18 protein-coding genes are annotated in these 17,012 nt (G+C 54.4%); 13 read left to right on the forward strand and 5 right to left on the reverse strand.

Annotated elements, in window-relative coordinates; translation table 11 throughout:
- Positions 1–5: 5 nt before the first annotated feature.
- The 3 genes from QML71_RS05895 to QML71_RS05905 all read right to left on the reverse strand — a co-directional run bounded on the left by QML71_RS05895 (position 6) and on the right by QML71_RS05905 (position 2,100).
- Positions 6–305 (reverse strand): hypothetical protein, encoded by a 300-nt coding sequence (locus QML71_RS05895; protein ID WP_282010985.1) that lies wholly within the window; start codon positions 303–305, stop codon positions 6–8.
- 10 nt (positions 306–315) lie between these two features.
- Positions 316–1,263: a DnaJ C-terminal domain-containing protein gene (locus QML71_RS05900; protein WP_282010986.1), complete on the reverse strand. Its 948-nt coding sequence runs from the start codon at positions 1,261–1,263 to the stop codon at positions 316–318.
- A 75-nt stretch (positions 1,264–1,338) separates the two neighbouring features.
- Positions 1,339–2,100, reverse strand: coding sequence for a hypothetical protein (locus QML71_RS05905; RefSeq protein ID WP_282010987.1), 762 nt, complete (start codon positions 2,098–2,100; stop codon positions 1,339–1,341).
- Between the two features lie 77 nt (positions 2,101–2,177).
- On the opposite strand from QML71_RS05905, the gene QML71_RS05910 reads away from it, so the two are divergent.
- Entirely contained in the window at positions 2,178–2,726 is a 549-nt protein-coding gene (locus QML71_RS05910; protein ID WP_282010988.1) for a Slp family lipoprotein, read from the forward strand.
- On the opposite strand, the gene QML71_RS05915 is transcribed toward QML71_RS05910, so the two are convergent.
- Positions 2,696–3,535, reverse strand: coding sequence for a biotin--[acetyl-CoA-carboxylase] ligase (locus QML71_RS05915; RefSeq protein WP_282010989.1), 840 nt, complete (start codon positions 3,533–3,535; stop codon positions 2,696–2,698). The two genes, QML71_RS05910 and QML71_RS05915, sit on opposite strands and share 31 nt — an antisense overlap.
- Positions 3,536–3,614: 79 nt before the next feature.
- Between QML71_RS05915 and QML71_RS05920 the strand changes: the two genes are divergently transcribed.
- The 5 genes from QML71_RS05920 (at position 3,615) to QML71_RS05940 (ending at position 6,559) form a co-directional block, all read left to right on the forward strand.
- Positions 3,615–4,124, forward strand: a complete 510-nt coding sequence (locus tag QML71_RS05920; RefSeq protein WP_282010990.1) for a DUF2062 domain-containing protein — start codon at positions 3,615–3,617, stop codon at positions 4,122–4,124.
- Between the two features lie 86 nt (positions 4,125–4,210).
- A complete protein-coding gene (locus tag QML71_RS05925) occupies positions 4,211–4,351 on the forward strand; it encodes a hypothetical protein (protein WP_282010991.1) in 141 nt (46 codons plus the stop codon).
- Positions 4,352–4,705: 354 nt separating this feature from the next.
- Positions 4,706–5,041: a hypothetical protein gene (locus QML71_RS05930; RefSeq protein WP_282010992.1), complete on the forward strand. Its 336-nt coding sequence runs from the start codon at positions 4,706–4,708 to the stop codon at positions 5,039–5,041.
- Positions 5,042–5,070: 29 nt separating this feature from the next.
- Complete coding sequence (locus tag QML71_RS05935) at positions 5,071–6,273, forward strand: radical SAM family protein (protein ID WP_282010993.1); 1,203 nt, start codon at positions 5,071–5,073, stop codon at positions 6,271–6,273.
- A 91-nt stretch (positions 6,274–6,364) separates the two neighbouring features.
- Positions 6,365–6,559: a hypothetical protein gene (locus QML71_RS05940; RefSeq protein ID WP_282010994.1), complete on the forward strand. Its 195-nt coding sequence runs from the start codon at positions 6,365–6,367 to the stop codon at positions 6,557–6,559.
- A gap of 43 nt (positions 6,560–6,602) precedes the next feature.
- On the opposite strand, the gene QML71_RS05945 is transcribed toward QML71_RS05940, so the two are convergent.
- Positions 6,603–7,010 carry a hypothetical protein gene (locus QML71_RS05945; protein ID WP_282010995.1) on the reverse strand — a complete coding sequence of 136 codons (408 nt, stop codon included), beginning with the start codon at positions 7,008–7,010 and terminating at the stop codon, positions 6,603–6,605.
- Between the two features lie 442 nt (positions 7,011–7,452).
- Between QML71_RS05945 and hemB the strand changes: the two genes are divergently transcribed.
- The 7 genes from hemB to QML71_RS05980 all read left to right on the forward strand — a co-directional run bounded on the left by hemB (position 7,453) and on the right by QML71_RS05980 (position 16,968).
- On the forward strand, positions 7,453–8,427 hold the full coding sequence (hemB, locus tag QML71_RS05950; RefSeq protein WP_282010996.1) for a porphobilinogen synthase: 975 nt from the start codon (positions 7,453–7,455) through the stop codon (positions 8,425–8,427).
- Positions 8,428–8,567: 140 nt separating this feature from the next.
- Positions 8,568–9,218, forward strand: coding sequence for a helix-turn-helix domain-containing protein (locus tag QML71_RS05955; RefSeq protein WP_282010997.1), 651 nt, complete (start codon positions 8,568–8,570; stop codon positions 9,216–9,218).
- Positions 9,219–9,261: 43 nt separating this feature from the next.
- The gene (locus tag QML71_RS05960; RefSeq protein WP_282010998.1) at positions 9,262–10,116 is read left to right on the forward strand and encodes a hypothetical protein; all 855 of its coding nucleotides are present in this window, start codon (positions 9,262–9,264) and stop codon (positions 10,114–10,116) included.
- A 14-nt stretch (positions 10,117–10,130) separates the two neighbouring features.
- Positions 10,131–12,194, forward strand: a complete 2,064-nt coding sequence (locus QML71_RS05965; RefSeq protein ID WP_282010999.1) for a transglycosylase domain-containing protein — start codon at positions 10,131–10,133, stop codon at positions 12,192–12,194.
- Complete coding sequence (locus tag QML71_RS05970; protein WP_282011000.1) at positions 12,175–13,719, forward strand: SPOR domain-containing protein; 1,545 nt, start codon at positions 12,175–12,177, stop codon at positions 13,717–13,719. The genes QML71_RS05965 and QML71_RS05970 overlap by 20 nt, the downstream gene beginning before the upstream one ends.
- Before the next feature lie 50 nt (positions 13,720–13,769).
- Positions 13,770–15,965, forward strand: a complete 2,196-nt coding sequence (locus QML71_RS05975) for a DUF1156 domain-containing protein (RefSeq protein ID WP_282011001.1) — start codon at positions 13,770–13,772, stop codon at positions 15,963–15,965.
- Complete coding sequence (locus QML71_RS05980; protein WP_282011002.1) at positions 15,949–16,968, forward strand: PDDEXK family nuclease; 1,020 nt, start codon at positions 15,949–15,951, stop codon at positions 16,966–16,968. The genes QML71_RS05975 and QML71_RS05980 overlap by 17 nt, the downstream gene beginning before the upstream one ends.
- The last annotated feature ends 44 nt before the right edge of the window (positions 16,969–17,012 follow it).

The following is a 17,012-nucleotide window of genomic DNA, read 5'->3' on the forward strand; positions in this document are numbered from 1 at the left end:
CCGTTCTATCTTTCTCGTAACCAGTTCTGAATAATTTTAGCTGATGAGGCGGGGTTTTCCGCGACGAAGGCTTCGACGACCTTGCGGATGGCCTCCCTTTCGGTCATGCCCGCTCGCGCCATCATGACTTCATCGGCGGAGCGTTCCCTGGGAGGGGCTTTGGTTTGAGCTTTTGCGGTCCCTGGGGTTTTGCGTTTTTTGACAGCGCGCCGGGTGGGGCTTGTGTTTTGGGGCGGAAAAAGAATCCAGGCCAGGCCGATGCCGCAGAGCAGGATAACGAGAAGCAGCAGGACTGTTATGCTCATGGGCAGACCCTCAGGTGGCGGGCTCAGCGACATGGAATTTCACCACAAAGTCGCCACGTTTTTTGCTGGTACGTTCGCGGCACCCGGCACCGGGAATGCGATGCTCCTCGCCCGTCAAGGTGCCGTCTTCCACATCGATGGTGACCGTCGAGTCCAGGGTCTGCACTTCCAGCGGGCCGCCATTCTCCGCCAGTTCCGGCGGGATGACGATGTCTGCGTACACATCCGACTGCACCCGGCGGAATTGGGGATGCGGCTCGATGCACACCTTCAGTAACAGGTCTCCGGGAGGCCCACCGTTGCGTCCACAAGCTCCCTCATGCTGCATGCGCAGCGTGTACTGATCCGCCACCCCTCCCGGAATATCGACATGGACCGTCACCGGTTCGACGATGCGTTGCGTGCCTTCACAGAGGCCGCAGGCATCCTGCACCGTATTCAGTCCGGTGCCGCCACACTCCGTGCAGGTGACGTATTTTTCGTAATGGAAGGGCAGGGTGCCGCCCAGCGCGGCGGTGACAAAGGGCACGTCCACCATAAACTGAAGATCGAAGCCCTGTGTCGGGATATCCGGATCGAACGGCGGCGGTTCCTCGAAATCGGGCGGGGGTGCATTGCGGAAATCGTCACGCGGTCCCTGCCGTGTGTACTGGCGGGCGTAATCGTAGGCTCCCTGCCAGGGGTTGCCGCCTCGCGGCCGCCCTCCACCTCTACCGCGCGGCGTGCGGGCGTAGTCGGCCTGCATCTGGTCGTATTGCTTGCGCTTCTTGGCATCTTTCAGCGTGGTGTAAGCCTCGGAGATGAGCTTGAAGGATTCTTCCGACTTGGCACTGCCCGAATTGATGTCCGGGTGATGTTTTTTGGCGAGATCGCGGTAGGCTTTTTTGATCTCTTGCATCTTCGCCGTTTTGGCGACCCCGAGCACTTTGTAATAGTCTTTTGACTGGGAGACGGGCATGGTTCGGTTTTTTTCCTGGTTGAGGCTGAACGTGTCCGATTCTGCCGTTCATTCTATCCGCATGTGGCGGCCAGTTCAACCGGCAGACCGCCATCGGGGGGCCGAAACCGTGGGCAGCGGTGCTTCGATAGCTTCCGTTTCCGGCTGGAGGATTTCCTGGATCTCGTCGCGGACCGCCCGGCAGCGGAACGGATAAAACTGGTCGCGCACAATCAAAAGGTACGCGGCTGCGCCGCCGTGACGGTGTTCCGGCTGCGGCGTGAGCCGCAGTTTTTCCGCACTCACTTTTTCCAACTGGGAAAAATGCGCCGGTGTCCAGGTTTCCTGAATCAACAGGCCTTCGAAATAAATCCGGTTTTCTTCCAGTGTCAGGTAGCCCGCATCGAGGAAGGCAGGAAGCATACCCAGTCCCAAGCCGGAATGAGGCCGGAAAGCGATGAGCAGGGTCAGGGTCCCGGAGGCACTGGAAGCGGTGTTGGCGTTGCGCCGGAGTTTATGGAGATACAGCCTGAACAGCGAATGGGTGTAGTCGAACCACCGGTAGGAAATGAAAAAGCAAAACAGAAAATTAAAAATGAACAGGAAATAGTTTTTGAAAATGAGGTGGTGGATAAATAACGCCATGACGACGGCCAGCCCCAGACTGAGGGAAAAATTCAGAAAGTGGCAGGTCCAGTAGGCCGCCAGCAGTCTGCGTGCGGAGGCGGGCTGGTGTTTCCATAAATAATGTTTGCGAAACAGCAGGTAACAGGTGCCCGCGCCCAGCGTGGCTGAAAGCACAGGCAGGGGAAAGATGAACGCGATCAGGATATAGAGCACAAAAAGGAACTCAATCATGATTTTCTATTGTAACGCAGACCCCGGTGGGGTTGTATAATGAAAGCGGAGGGGTTATCCGGACAAGGAGAGTTTTTATGACTCGCAAACAGGGCCTGCTTGCAGGAGTGCTGTTTTTGGTTTGGATGGCTGCGGGATGCGCCCATCCGATTTCCGGCTCCCTGCGGGAACAGGTGGACAAGGACATGAATTTCGGACGCCTCGTGGCGGCCCCGGAGCGGTTTGCCGGGGAAAAAGTGGTGCTGGGCGGGATCATCGTTCAGACCCGCAATTATGACGGCTGGTCGGAGGTCGAGGTCATTCAGGTGCCTTTGAGCCGGTGGGGACGCCCGGATGATCGCGATGCATCGATGGGGCGGGTGCTGTTCCGCTACGAAGGTTTCCTGGAACCGGAAATTTACAAAAAGGACCGGGAAATCACGGTAGGTGGGACGATCTCGGGGACCAAAACCGGAACCATCGACAAGGCGGTCTATGCCTACCCGGTGGTGAAGGTGGAAGAGTTCCGGTTGTGGGACAAGGTCGATTATGGCTATTACGGCTACCCGTATCCTTATTACGGGTATGGATACTGGGGACCCTATTATTCGCCTGCCTACTTTCGGCGAGGGCCTTTTTTCTGGTGAGTCCCAGGTAGCGATCCGGGGTGGAGGGTGACTTCCCCGCCATCGAACGCACGCACTTCTCCTGAATTCAGGCGGACCACCAGACGGCCTGCGGCATCCAGATCGATGGCCACCCCGGTATGGGTCTCGGCACCCTGCCGCAGCAGAATCGATGAGCCCAGCATGCGCGAGTTCTGCCGCCAGCGGGACAGAATGGGGCTGGCACCATCTTCAAGTAAAATCTGATAGTATTTGTATAAATAATTGATTATAAAGGAGAATATATCCGAACGCTCGGGTTGCTCCCGGGTTTCGATATACAGAGACGTGGCGACTGCGGCCAGCTCTTCCGGGAACCGGGTCTGGTTGACGTTGATGCCGATGCCGACGACCACTCCGCTGACGGTGTCGCCGGGAGCCAGAACCTGTTCCGACAGAATGCCGCCCAGCTTGCGCTGGTTGAGGAGGATGTCGTTGGGCCACTTCAGGGTGATGGGATGCGGGCTGAAGGGTTGCAGGGCCTCGACGGTGGCCACAGCCGCCATGAGAGTCAGGGACGGATGCTGTTCCCTGGGCAGCGCGGGTTTGAGGATCAGCGAAAAGTACAGCCCGGTGCCTTTTTCGGAGAACCATGAGCGGCCGAGGCGGCCTTTGCCGCGGGTCTGGGTATCGGCCAGCACCAGAGTGCCTTCTTCGGCACCGTCAGCGAGTAATTTTTTGGCCAGATCATTGGTGGATTCGAGCTCATCATGGGCTATAATTTGCCTGGCCCACCGGGGGGTCTGGCGTTGACGTTGGATCGCATCCAGTTGTTCCTGTGAGTAGGCCATGACGTTGTTTATGTGTTCAATGGGTAGGTGATCGATTGTTGGGTGGCTCGTCCACCCTTTTTTATATTCCAAAAGCGCTATGGAATCCATTAAAAGAGCCTGCAAGTATTTTTACTACCGTTTTATCCGATTGCAGTCGAGTCCGGAGAAGCTGGCTTGGGGGATGGCGTTGGGGCTGTTCATCAGCACCACCCCGACGTTTGGATTCCAGATGGCTCTGGGATTGGTGATAGCGGCGTTGTTCCGGGTCAGCAAACTGTGTGCGCTGATCGGGGTGCAGGTCACCAATGCCTTGACGGCTCCCTTTGTGTATGCCGGAACGTACTATCTGGGGGCGGTTATCCTGAACCGGCCTTTCAAAAGGGAGTATCTGGAGAACCTTTCCTGGAGCAGCCTTTGGGAAATGGGTCCGGATGTCTTTGCTTCCTTGTGGGTTGGTGGCGTGATCGTCGGCATTATCCTGGCCGTTGTCGGGTATTTTGTGGTGCTCGGTATCGATACCAAGTCGCATTTGCAGATTGTGCGGGCCAGGCGGCAACTGGACCGGATGAAACGAAAAAATCCGCCTGTCTTTGAAAAAATTGATTGAATTGTTTTAAAAATATTGATACAAACCTATTTCCAAATTGCATCAGTTTGCAACAGGTAGGTAAGTCTTTAATGAGGAGAACATTAATGAGAAAACTGGTGATTTTCTTGATGTTGAGCGTGTTCGCCATGGTGGCGACCGGGTGTGAAAATGCCCAGGGAACCTGTCCGCATGGTGTTTGTAAGCCGGCTTATTATGAGGATAAGGATGCTCCTCCCAAAGAGTAATCGCGTTTAAGAATTGAAGGCCGATATAGCCTCCCTCCCATTAGCCGGATAAAGTGGTTGCGGTTCCAGGCAGTTTTACTCCCTGACCCCATTTTGGTTTTTCAGTGTTTGAAAGTCCAGGATTTGGGGAGGACTGCCTTTTTCTCTCCTTTTCGGGATTCCCGATTTCGATTGAAACCCTTTAAAAATGGCCAGCCGAAGGTGCGTGCGGATGGTGGAATTTTTGACAATCCTTGGGAACGCTTTGGTACAATGTGGGCGTTTCCAAGGGGTTGTTAACCATCCTGAGCGGTCTGGGGACCGCTGGACTCGAACGCTGATAATCTAATAAAGGTAAATTGAGTCGAAGCTGATATGGATCACGATCCAGTTACTGTTGAGCAAGTACGGGAAGTCCAGGAACTGTTTAAAGCAGGGTACAAATTCCATCAAGAGCAGAAGTATAAAGAAGCCATCGCGGAATTCAAAAAGGCGGCGTCCGTTCGCCCGATTGAGGAGGGCCACCTGAAGGAGCTGGCGACGCGTCTCAAAGGCATGTCGGTGAAGCTGGTTCAGGAAAGCATCGCTTACATGGGATGCGCCACGATGCACTTCAAAATGATGGTGGATGAATTGGATGAGGACCAGCGCGATGCGGTGCCTCTCGATGAGACCCTGAAAGAACAGTTCGAAAAATGGGATAGTGAGTGACCCTCTTCCTCTAAATCGGGAAGTTGGCCATGGACCAGCAAGTTTTAACCGATGTGCTGCGCCAGGAAATCCGGGAAGGTAAGATTCCCCTGAGCCTGGGCAAAACCTGTCCGGTTGAGTGTACCTTCTGCTACGAGAAGGATCACAGTTACCGTCCTACCGTCGATGTGCCGCGCACCACGGAGCAGCAGTGGCACACCATCCTTGAAGAAATCAAAAAAGTCCCGACACGTCCCGACCATTCCTGGTTGCTGGGCGGTAACGAATACATGGAGTGGACCGACATCTTCCTGCACCCGCGTGCGATGGACTGGCTGGAAGAGTTTCTGGAGACCACGGACAACAAGGTGACGTTTTTCACCGTCGGCTTCGTGCAGCCGGAGCGCATCCACAAACTGGCCGAGCGTCATCCCGGCCGCATCAATTTCGAGCTCTCCGTCATCACCCTGGGCGAGCACCGCAATAAGCTGTTGCCGCATGGCCCCACGGTGCGGCAGTTGATGAAGATCCTGGACGGCCCGGCGGTCACCTCTGCCAACTTCTATTCCTTCGGTCCCAACAGCATGTCGGAGGATGCGAAGACGATTTCCCGTATCAATAAAAACTGCCTGCTGTGGATGGGCTGCCTGACGCCGCTCAAATACATCGATGCCGACACCTCCGCCCTCATGCGCCATGGGCGCAAGCACCTGGCGGATGAAGCGCGCAAGGTGTATTACGCGGATCTCCCCAATACGCAGATGCTGCACACGGAGCCTTACATCTCCACCTTTCTCGCCCGCAACAAGATTTTGAAAACCTTTGATGCCAGCGAACTGGAAAAAAACGATCACGTCGTTGTGTCCGGTTGCGTGTACCGCATTCTGAAGAAGCTTCGTCCGAATCGCGTGCACTATCTGTATGTGCCCAACGAGACACTGGGCGGCGACTCCGACTGCTCGACGCTGCTCACGTTCAGCGACATTGCCAAACGATTGGCTCACGAGACGCAGGTGTATATTCCGAAGGTCATCATGGAGCACGCATCGGGACAGGAGCGGGATATCTCCGGCGTCACCTTCGACGAGTTCAAAAGCTGGTTCCCGCGCATCCGTTTTCGGGTTCTGCACAAAGTCAACACGCAGGTTTCAAACAAGAAGCTTTACGAAAAAGGATATCTCAAGAATTACGTGGAGGATTATCTGGGCAATCCGTTGCACCAAAAAATCGAAGCGGTGGCGCTGCCCAACTAGTGCCACTGTGGGGGGATGTGAAAGCTGTTTTCCTTCGATAACCGGGGTGGTTCTCCTTTTACAGGAGGACTGTTTGACAAGGGGAAATGAAATGGAATATCTGTTGAAAGTGGTGTTTGTGGATAACAGTGAATTGATGCTGGAGGACACGCAAAAGCATTTTGTCAGCGATGATCTGGAGGTGCTGGAGATCACCACCAGCCGCGAAGTATTGATCGTTCCCATGCGCCAGATCAAGTACGTCTCCTGCGACGCGACCATCTTCAAAGAGGCCGTGCGCAGCTGACACACAGAGACGATTCGCACTGAATTGAAACGGGCGCAGGAAGCTACAGCTTCAGCCGTGCTTTTTTCAACCAGTGTTCTTCGTCGAAATGACGCATGCAGTACTCGAGGTAACGCAGTTCGGTCTCGGTCAGCCGGCGTCCGTCAACGTGTGGCGGTTCCGGTGTTGCGGACGCATCCTGCTCTGTTGGGTTCGTCCCCGTGTCCCTGCGCAATCCTTCCAGATTACTGGGAAACAGGGCGGATGGCGAACCGGGGGATTTGGCATTCATGTACGTGTCCAACTCCTCCAAGCTCAGAAACAGGTTGAACACTGAAGATTCGTTGATGTAGCCCTGGCCGCCGATCTCTTTCAAGATTCCACGGATTTCCTCGGAATTGACGATGGCGTTCATGATGGCCGCATTGAAACGCTCGTAAATCTCGTCCAGATTGGAATCGTTCGTATCCATAAAATGACCCCTCCTTCCTTTGCCCGATTTGGCGATCGGGTGCTGCTGTGTTGATGGCTGTCCTCTAAAAAGCAAGACCCATGCCATAAGCGGCGGTTTTTCAAAGGAGTTGGGGAGCGCTTATAAACAAATGGCTTGGCGCGCGGGGAGGGGGAGCGCCCCGGCGGATGGCCTGTCGCCCAAGCGTCAAACAATCCATCCAACCCGGCAAAATGATAAACCTCACCGGGTAACTTTTGACGGGCACGCCGACTTGCGGCAACGGGACGGAAACGAAACCGAACGCGCGCCCTCAGACCCTCGTTCGCCCCAAAACGGATCAGCCTGTTTCCTCTCCACCTTGTGGGAGGTGGGGTTTCTTGACTAATTGAGCGATAATGATATGATCGATTTCCTTTGATGACCGTCCGTCAACCCTTATAACTGACTGATTCCGCCCGCGATGCCGTTTCCCATACACCGACCCCGACGCCTGAGAAAATCCGCCGCCATTCAGCGCATGGTGCGCGAAACCGTGCTGACGCCCGACGACCTCATCCTGCCGTTGTTCGTGTGCGAGGGGAAAGGCGTGCGCACGCCGATCGGCTCCATGCCCGGCATCCACCGCCTGTCGGTGGACCAGCTGGCGAAAGACGTGCAGGAAGCGTATGCGCTGGGCATTCCGGCGGTCATCCTGTTCGGCATCCCCGACCATAAAGACGCACACGGGACGGAAGCGTACAATCCCGACGGCGTGGTGCAGCGCGCCATCCGCGAAATCAAATCCAAGGTGCCGGACATGGTGGTGATCACCGACGTCTGCATCGACGAATACACCGATCACGGTCATTGCGGCCTGATCGAAGGCGACGAAGTGGTCAACGACCCGACGCTCGAATTGCTCGCCCGCATGGCGTTGACGCACGCCGCCGCCGGGGCCGATATCGTTGCGCCCTCCGACATGATGGACGGCCGCGTGCAGGCCATCCGCCAGGCGCTCGACGGCGACAGCCATCAAAGCACGCTCATCATGTCCTACGCCGCCAAATACGCCTCGGCGTTTTATGGTCCGTTCCGCGAGGCCGCCGATTCCGCGCCGCAGTTCGGCGACCGGCGCTCGTACCAGATGGACCCCGGCAACAGCGACGAAGCCCTGCGAGAAGTCGAACAGGACATCGAAGAGGGAGCGGATATCCTGATGGTCAAGCCGGCTTTGCCGTACCTCGATATCATCCGCCGTGTCCGCGATACCTTCCCGGTTCCCCTTGCTGCCTACAACGTGAGTGGCGAATATTCAATGCTTCAGGCCGCCACCGAAAAAGGGTGGATCGACGGCGACCGGGTGATGCTGGAGATCCTGCTCAGCATCAAGCGCGCCGGCGCGCAAATGATCCTGACCTATTCCGCCGTGCCGGCCGCCCGTCTGCTCAACGGCTGAGCATCCCCCGACCCCACACAATATGCACAATGGGCCGGCCCCCCGGACGCGGTATCCACTCTCCCTTAATTATCTGTTTTGATAAAACTTAGCTCCAAATATATAATGGGAGGAGAAGGCTGGAGAAAGGAGTTTTAGTCATGTCAATTCTGGCGCAAAACATGCGAACCATCCGCAAGGAACTGAAGTGCACGCAGTCCGCCATGGCGGACATCCTCAAAGTCGGTTTCCGCACCTATGTCCGTTATGAAGCGGGGGAGCGCGACGCCCCGGTGGCCATCCTCATCAAGATGGCGCGCCTCGGCAACATTTCCCTGGAACAATTGCTGACGCAGAAGGTGGACCGGTTCAACATCGCACCGGTCAACCTGGAAACGTTCAATATGACGCCGCCGCTGGTCAAGTCGGCGAACTTTCGCACCGGACACATTGTTTTCAAAAAACCGGCGCGGGAAACCCTGCTCACGCTGGATGAATCGGAAAAAAAGGTATTGTCATTGTTTCGTAAAATGTCCAGCGACGAACAGAATCGTTGCCTGAAAACGATAGAGAGCCACTACAAACCGTCGTCGGCTCTTTCCCGGTCGGTGCGCACCGATGTGGTGAAGACGCTGCCGGAAGCGCAGATGTTTGACGAAGAACCGCAGGCGATGACCAAGAAGCCCCGCTTCAATCGGCCCCGCAAGCGCGGTCGTCCGGGACGCACCCGTGAAGACAAGAAGCTGCTCCGGGAAAAGATCGACCGTTTGAAGAAGATCACCAAAACCGCTCCCAAAATCACCGTGAGATGACCGTTTGAAGAATCCGGGAATCAGGGAAAATCTCAACGTCGGATTGTTTTTCGCAGTCCTGGTGGCGTTTTTCTTTTTAGAAGTCACCACACACCTGTCCGAGAAGGCGATCGGTTATTACCTGAAATGGGAGAACCACAACCGGCCGCAACTCGGGCGCATCTGGGAACGCGACCGCGAAAACCTGGCGGCGCAGAAGAAGGTCGAATCGCTGTTGTCCAGCCTCAACCTGCAGGAACAGTCCGCCGAGTCGATCCAGTCGCTGAAGGAGTTGTTCGAGAAGTTGTCGCCGTCGATGCCGCAGGTGGTGTCCAGGCAAAAATTCGTGCAGTTGTATTACGATTTTCCCGGGCAATGGGCGCGCAACCTCATTCCGGCGTACGACCTCATCGAAATCGATGCCGATAAAAACTGGCAGCGCGTGTTGTTGACTCAGTTCGGGCCGTGGGTCACGGTCAGCTTCATCAACAACCAGAATTTCCCCATCCGCGAAATTTTTCTGTCCGCCGACCAGTTGGTGGAGATCCAGCACACGCGCACGGTTCAGCGCGGCCAGTTGGAAGACCTGGGTTTTCGCAAGGAAACCATTTTTCCTTTGGGCGAGTTTTTGAAATTGTTCAAGACGCTCGACCCGGTCACGCAGCGGGCCCTGTTTCCCGATCCGCAGTGGTTCCTGCGTCACAACTATCACATCACGCGCATGGGACTGCTGGAGCAGTCGGTGGTGAACGGCACCGTCCAGCCGCCGTTGTTCGGCATCGAGTATGAGACCGAGTTTTTCACCGATGTGCTCTTGACCCCCATTCCCAATGAAGTCACCAACAACCTCCTGTCCCAGTTCGAACGCCCGGGCGCGGGAAGTGCGGTGACGCCGGAAACCTTCCTGCAGGATTTTTGATTCGAGGATCTGTTTTGTTTCGACGTATTCTGGAAAAAACCATCTTCGTGTTGTACACCCTGATGCTGGGCTTTATCTGCCTTGCTGCCGGGGTGTACTGGAACCTGCGCGACGACCTGCCGCAACTGCCGGACAGCCTCGATAAAATCAACCTCAGCCTGCCGACGGAAATCTATTCCGCCGACGGCGAGATCATCAAGGTTCTGGGCCAGCGCCATCCGGTGAATCTGGAAAACATTTCGCCCCTGTTTCTGAAAGCCATCATCGCCGTCGAAGACGCGCGCTTTTATGAACACAGCGGCCTCGACCACATCGGCCTCGCCCGCGCCCTGTATGTCAACATTCAACGCCGCGCCGTGGTGCAGGGCGGCAGCACGCTGACCCAGCAACTGGCGAAGAACCTGTTCTTCTCATTCGAGCGTGACTGGGTGCGTAAGGTGAAGGAGTTGCTGGTGGCCTTGCAGATGGAAACCACCTTCACCAAGGATGAAATCCTGGAGGCCTACGCCAACCAGGTGTACTTCGGCAGCGGCGCGTACGGCGTGGAAGAAGCGGCGCAGGAATACTTCGGCAAACGCGCGCAGGACCTGAACCTGTTGCAGGCGGCCATGCTGGCGGGTCTGCCCAATTCTCCCAATAACGCCAACCCCTTTATCAATCCGGAGCGGGCCATGCGGCGCACCCAGGCGGTGCTGGCGCGTATGGAGCGGGAAGGTTACATCAGCCGCGAGGATCGCGAACGGGCGTTGCAGACGGAGCTGGGTCTGGTCGCGCCACGCATCGAATCCAATCCCAATCAGTACTTCGTGCGCTTCGTCATCGATAAACTCGCCGACGATTACGGCAAGGAGTTCGTGCATTACGGCGGTCTCAAGATTTACACCACGCTCGACACACGCTACCAGCAACTCGCACACCGGGTGGTGGACACGCATTTGAAGCACCTTGAAAAACGCGAATTGAAAGCGGGTCTCGATGAGTCGCTGCAGGCGGCGCTGGTGACCCTCGACAACCGCACCGGCGCCATCCGCGCGCTCCTGGGCGGACGCCGTTATTCGGAGAGCCAGTTCAACCGCGCCGTGTCGAACAACCGCATGCCCGGTTCCGCGTTCAAACCCATCGTGTACATGGCAGCCATGGAAAAACTGGGTTACCACCCGGCGACCGTGGTGGACGACGCGCCGACCCAATTCCCCATCCCCGGCGGCGAGCCCTGGGAGCCGAGCAACTTCGGCGACAAGTACATGGGACCGGTCATTCTGAAAAAGGCGTTGATGAATTCGCTCAACGCGGTGTCGGCGAAGCTGGTGTACAACCTGACGCCGCGGCGGGTCATCCAGACGGCGCGCCAGTTCGGCATCACCAGTCCGCTGGGCGACAACCTGTCTTTGGCGCTCGGCACCTCCGGCGTATCGCCGTTGGAGATGGCCGCCGCCTACAGCGTCATCGCCAATCAGGGCATCTTGAACGAACCGTATTTCGTGCAGCGCATCGAGGATTTTCGCGGCAACGTGCTGTATCAGCATTTCTTCCACGGCGTGCAGCGGTTCTCATCGAAAACCGTGTATCCGTTGCTCAACATGATGCAGGGCGTGATGGATGAAGGCACCGGGCGCGTGGTGCGGCGACTGGGCTTCCATCATCCCGCCGGGGGCAAAACCGGTACCACCAACGACTACAAGGATGCGTGGTTCATCGGCTTCACCCGGGAATACGCGTCCGCCGTGTGGGTCGGTTACGACAACAACCAGCCGGTGATCGACAAGAACGGGCGCGGCCTGACCGGGTCGCGCGGTGCCGCCCCCATCTGGGCGTATTACATGGAAAAAGTTCTGGAAGGCAAAAGCCCGGTCAACTTTCCCAGACCGGAAGGCATCCACTTCCAGAAGGTGGACACGCGCAGCGGCTACCTGCCGGACCTGATGACCATGGAGACGATGGAGGTGGCGGTCCGGGAAGACCTGAATCTGGAAAAACCGGTGCTGCCGGAGACGGAGGTGATCCCGCCCTTGCCGCCCGACCGGGAGGTGACCACCGTTCCCACTCCTAGGGAGGACGATGCTCTACCAAAGCTTTAAATATTATTTTGTGCGCCTCGGCGTCTCGTTCTTCCTGCTACTGACAGGTGGCTTCGCCGTGTTGTTCTTCATCCACGAGATCGCGCTCTCCGGTCTCGTCTTCGACGACCGCCCCATCAAGTGGGGAGTCATTTTGGTTTCCCTGTTCTTCGGCTGCCTCGTGTTCGGCATGTTCGGCGAGCACCGCTTCTTCAAGGCGCTGGACGGCCTCAAGCTGATCGATCTGCAACTGCCCATGCAGCAGGTGGTGCCCCGATTCGAGTCGCTGCTGCGCTTTACCGAGTCGTCGTACTTCCTGCCCCGGCACGGACGCCGCCTCAAAGAGAAAGTCATTCGCCAGTACGCGCAGTACCTGCTCAGCATCGGTGCCGAAGACCGGTATGCGCTCAATATTTATCTCAAGGCATTTCTTCAGGATTCGACGGAGACCGCTTACCGCGACATGATCGTTTCCGTGCTGACGCAGAAGCGGGATCTGGAACCGGCGGAGATCGACCTGTTGCTGCTCATCCTGACCACGGAAAAGTTCGCCGATCAGGAAATTCTGGACTTCCTCGTCTCCATTTTTCTGAACCAGCAGATTTTCACCAACAAGTCGGAGCCGGTGCTGTTGCAGGCGCTGGAAAAAAATTCTCCGCAGTCTGCGGAGATCATCGAGTTCCTGCTGCCCATCCTCGTCGGCAAGGAGCGCAAGGACCCGTATTCCGCTCACTTTTATTTGAACGCGCTCGACCGCGCCCGCCCCGAACACAGAAAAGAGATCGAAGACCTCATTGCCGCCTGTTACTGCGAAGGACGGTTCCGCGTGGTGGACCCGGTGCTGCACGGCCGATGCGAAGCGGTGTTCAACCGGCTGGCGCCGGACCGGCAGACGCAGTTGATGACGGCGGCCAACGACCGCAAGGTTTCTGAGAAATGGAAACAGGTGCGCCTGCTGCGCTCGGAAGACGTGCGCCGGGTTCAGCGCAGAAACCGGGAAAGCGGCGTCGAGCCTGCACTGGGTTCCCGGTTGTGGGCGGGGATGGGGCGGCTGTGGACGGCATTTCGTGAAGCGACGCGGGCCATGGTGTTCAAACTGTTCGACGGGCTCAACTGGCTGGGCGGACTCCCTTTGAAATACAAGTTGAGCGCATTGGGCGTAGTGATGGTGGGGATCGTTGCCGGCACGTTGAGCTTGCAAAAGGCAATGGTTGCGCCGCCCAAGGGGCCGCCGCCCGAAACGAACAATCCGGTCGCCATGCCCATGCCCCCCGGCGCGCAAAAGGGTGCCGTGAAAATGCACACCATCCAGATCGCCGCAGTCAACCGCAAGGCCAACGCCGAAGAGATCGTGGAGCGTCTCAGGCGGCATAAAGTTCAGGGTGTGTATGTGGTGGAAACGAAGCGGAAAACAAACGGTTACTGGTACAAAGTGCGCATTGGCAAATTCGGTTCCCTCGATGAAGCGCAAAAATCCGCGCAAAAACTGGTCGAACAAAATATAATCAACAATTATTTCCTGGTCTCGGTAGGCGGGGGAAAATAATTGAGTTGTTATTGAACAGTTGTTGACTTTTCAAGTTTGAAGGTTGGTTGATGAGCATTGAAACAAAATTTGATATTCCCTTTGTTGCGAGTTTGGCGCTTCGAGAAAAGCAAATCCAGCAGAACTACCGCCCTATCATTGCTGTGCACAAATGGTTTGCCCGTCGGCCTGGTACCTTATTTCGTGCCTTAGTTCTAGCTGAGTTTGGCGAAAAGCCGCTTTCAGAACTATTTTTTGAAGCTAATGATTTTCCTAAAAAAGAGGTCGCCGACCCTTTTATGGGCGGCGGAACCCCTCTAATTGAAGCAAACCGGCTTGGTTGTAACATCACAGGTTTTGATATTAACCCCATGGCCACATGGATTGTTCGTGAAGAAATTGAGCATCTTGATATTAATGCCTATCAAGATGAAGCTGGCCTCTTGCTTAATAGGCTTCGCCAAGAAATCCAACATCTTTATTTGACCGACTGTCCGATTTATGGAGATGTGGATGTACCCGTCAAATACTTTCTTTGGGTTAAAATCATTAGTTGCATTTATTGTGGAAAAGATTTCGATTTGTTTCCAGGTTATCTTATATCGGAAAATGTCCGTCACACTAGAAACGTCTTGGTTTGTTTTTCATGTGGTGATCTTAATGAGGTTGAAGACCGCACGGTGCCTGGAGCATGCAAGAATTGCAAGACTAGGTTGCTTATGGAAGGCCCGGCCAGCCGCGGACGTTGTAATTGTTCACATTGTGGGCGCCTCAATAAATATCCACGTTCCGGAGAAGGCCCGTTACGACACAGGCTTTTTGCTATCGAGTATTATAATCCTAAGCGTAAAGCGAAACATAAAGGTCGTTTTTTTAAGAAACCGGATTCTAAGGATCTTGGGCGACTTGTGGAAGGTGAGTGCCGGTGGAAAGCATTGACAGCAACTTTTGTTCCTACTCAGGAAATATTATCAGGGGACGAGACTGATAGGCTCCATCGTTGGGGCTATCATTATTACCGGGAAATGTTCAATTATCGGCAACTTCTCGGTCTCGAATTAAGTTGCAGCCTAATCTCAAAGGTCAAAGATGAACGAATCCGTCACGCATTAGCTACAAATCTTTCAGACTTATTGCGTTATCAGAATTTGTTGTGCCGGTACGATACATGGGCACTTAAATCGCTGGATATTTTTTCAGTTCATGGTTTTCCGGTTGGGCATGTGCAATGTGAATCTAATTTACTTGGAATAATCAATAGTAAAGGAGCCAATGTTGGTTCAGGCGGGTGGACTAACATCATCGCCAAATATGCAAAGGCCAAATATTATTGTGATGCACCTTTTGAAATGGAGCGACGCGGTTCTCGTAATGTGCAAGTACCCATTCAAGGTGAATGGATAGGAGAAAAACTTGATGGGGCGAGGCGTCGTAATATTGCTATTCATTGTGCCGATGCGACTTCTGTGAAACTTGAGCCCAATAGCCTCGATGCTGTTTTTACAGACCCACCCTACTTTGGAAATGTTCAATACGGCGAGTTGATGGACTTTTGTTACGTTTGGTTACGCAAACTAGTTGGGGAAGAAGCTGAGGGCTTTTGGCGTCCATCAACGCGGACTGATGAAGAATTAACAGGCAATGTCACTAGGTCATGGGGACTCGAACACTTCACAGAGGGGGTAGCTCGAGTCTATCGCCATATGGCCGAGGCTCTTAAACCGGGGGCTCCACTCGTTTTTACTTATCACCATAACAAAATTGATGCGTACTTTGCTGTTGGTGTTGCAATTCTGGATGCTGGGCTTACATGCTCGGCATCTATTCCTTGTCCAGCCGAGATGGGTGGCTCCATTCATATCCATGGTACAAATTCATCAATCGTTGATACGGTCTTTGTCTGCCGTAATACTGGAAATACTCCCAAACGTTGGCTCTTCAGGAATGACAAAGAACTATTGGCCATTATTAACCATGATCTTGAACAAATTGTAGAGGGAGGCAGGAAGCCAACCAAAGGAGATACGCGATGCATAATTTTCGGACATCTAACACGGATGACAATTTGGAATTTGAGAAAAGAATGGGATGCAAGCTTACCAATTGGGGAAAAACTGGATTGTTTCAAAAGGGCAATCCGGATGTTACCCGATCCTGAAGATCTTCTGGAACGCCTTCTATCTGTAAAGGCAGGATACTCTGGCTATGGGCCGCTTTTTACTACTGTTGATACCACCGAAAGGTCGCGGGATGCCATTGCGTTTTGATATAAATTACAGTAACCCGTCAGTGACTTGGGAACCCCTTGTTGATGAAGTATTTGATGAATTGACATCCAGCTTTATTGAGATGCCTAAAGGCGAAGGTTTTGTTGAATATGCTACTTTTGAAAAAGGGTATCAAGCCCTTAAAAAGGGAACTGATGCCTTCAGTAACATGACTGCGAAAACTGTACTTGCCTCCGTTCGGACAGCACCAATTGCTTTTGTTGTCTTTAGATGCATACTTGGTTTTTCTCCACCAGAATGGGCCTATGTGACCAGTGAAAAAACCGGCGTAGAAGTTGATCAGGGTGCAGCACGAGCTCTTGACAGGAGATTCCGCCTGAATCCCCTCGAGCCCATTGGTGAAGGAAATGGTGTGACGGAGCAGCGCTTACGGGCTATGATCGAAGCAGGTAGCAAAATTATTACTGAAGGAGCTGGGACCGTGCCACCTGGTGTTATTCACCGGTTAGATAAAGCTGATACTAAAAAGGGTGTCGAAAGTTTACAGTCAATTGCTGATCTTGGAGCGCCATATCCGGTGCTACTTTATGAACGGTTTCTAGGGCGTCCATTTGCAACCCACCGTGATTCTGTAAGCGAACTGATTGGCGAGGTGGTTGAGGTCGCTATTAAAAATGTCCTCGATGAGGCCAAAATTAATTTTCGCGAAACAAAGAGAGCCGAAAAAATCCCGGGTTTTGACCAGACTCCGGATTTTATCATACCGGATGAATTTACACCGGTAGCAGTTATCGAGGCCAAGCTGACCGAAGATGATGGTACTGCTCGCGATAAAGTTGCTCGGGTGCAGAGACTGCGAACTCTTCGTGACGAGGAAGGCAAGGATTATGACGTAATTGCCTGTATTGCGGGTCGTGGTTTCAAGATTAGACGTGAAGACATGCGTCGCCTACTTCAGGCAACTGATGGAAAAGTGTTTACTCTAGCCACAATGTATTTGCTGATCAATAATACACGTATTAGAGAGTATCGAGTGAGGTGACTCCTGTCTATCATATAAGATTGAGCCAAATTCTTGACCGAAAA

Source organism: Nitrospina watsonii (assembly GCF_946900835.1).
Classification (GTDB): domain Bacteria; phylum Nitrospinota; class Nitrospinia; order Nitrospinales; family Nitrospinaceae; genus Nitrospina; species Nitrospina watsonii.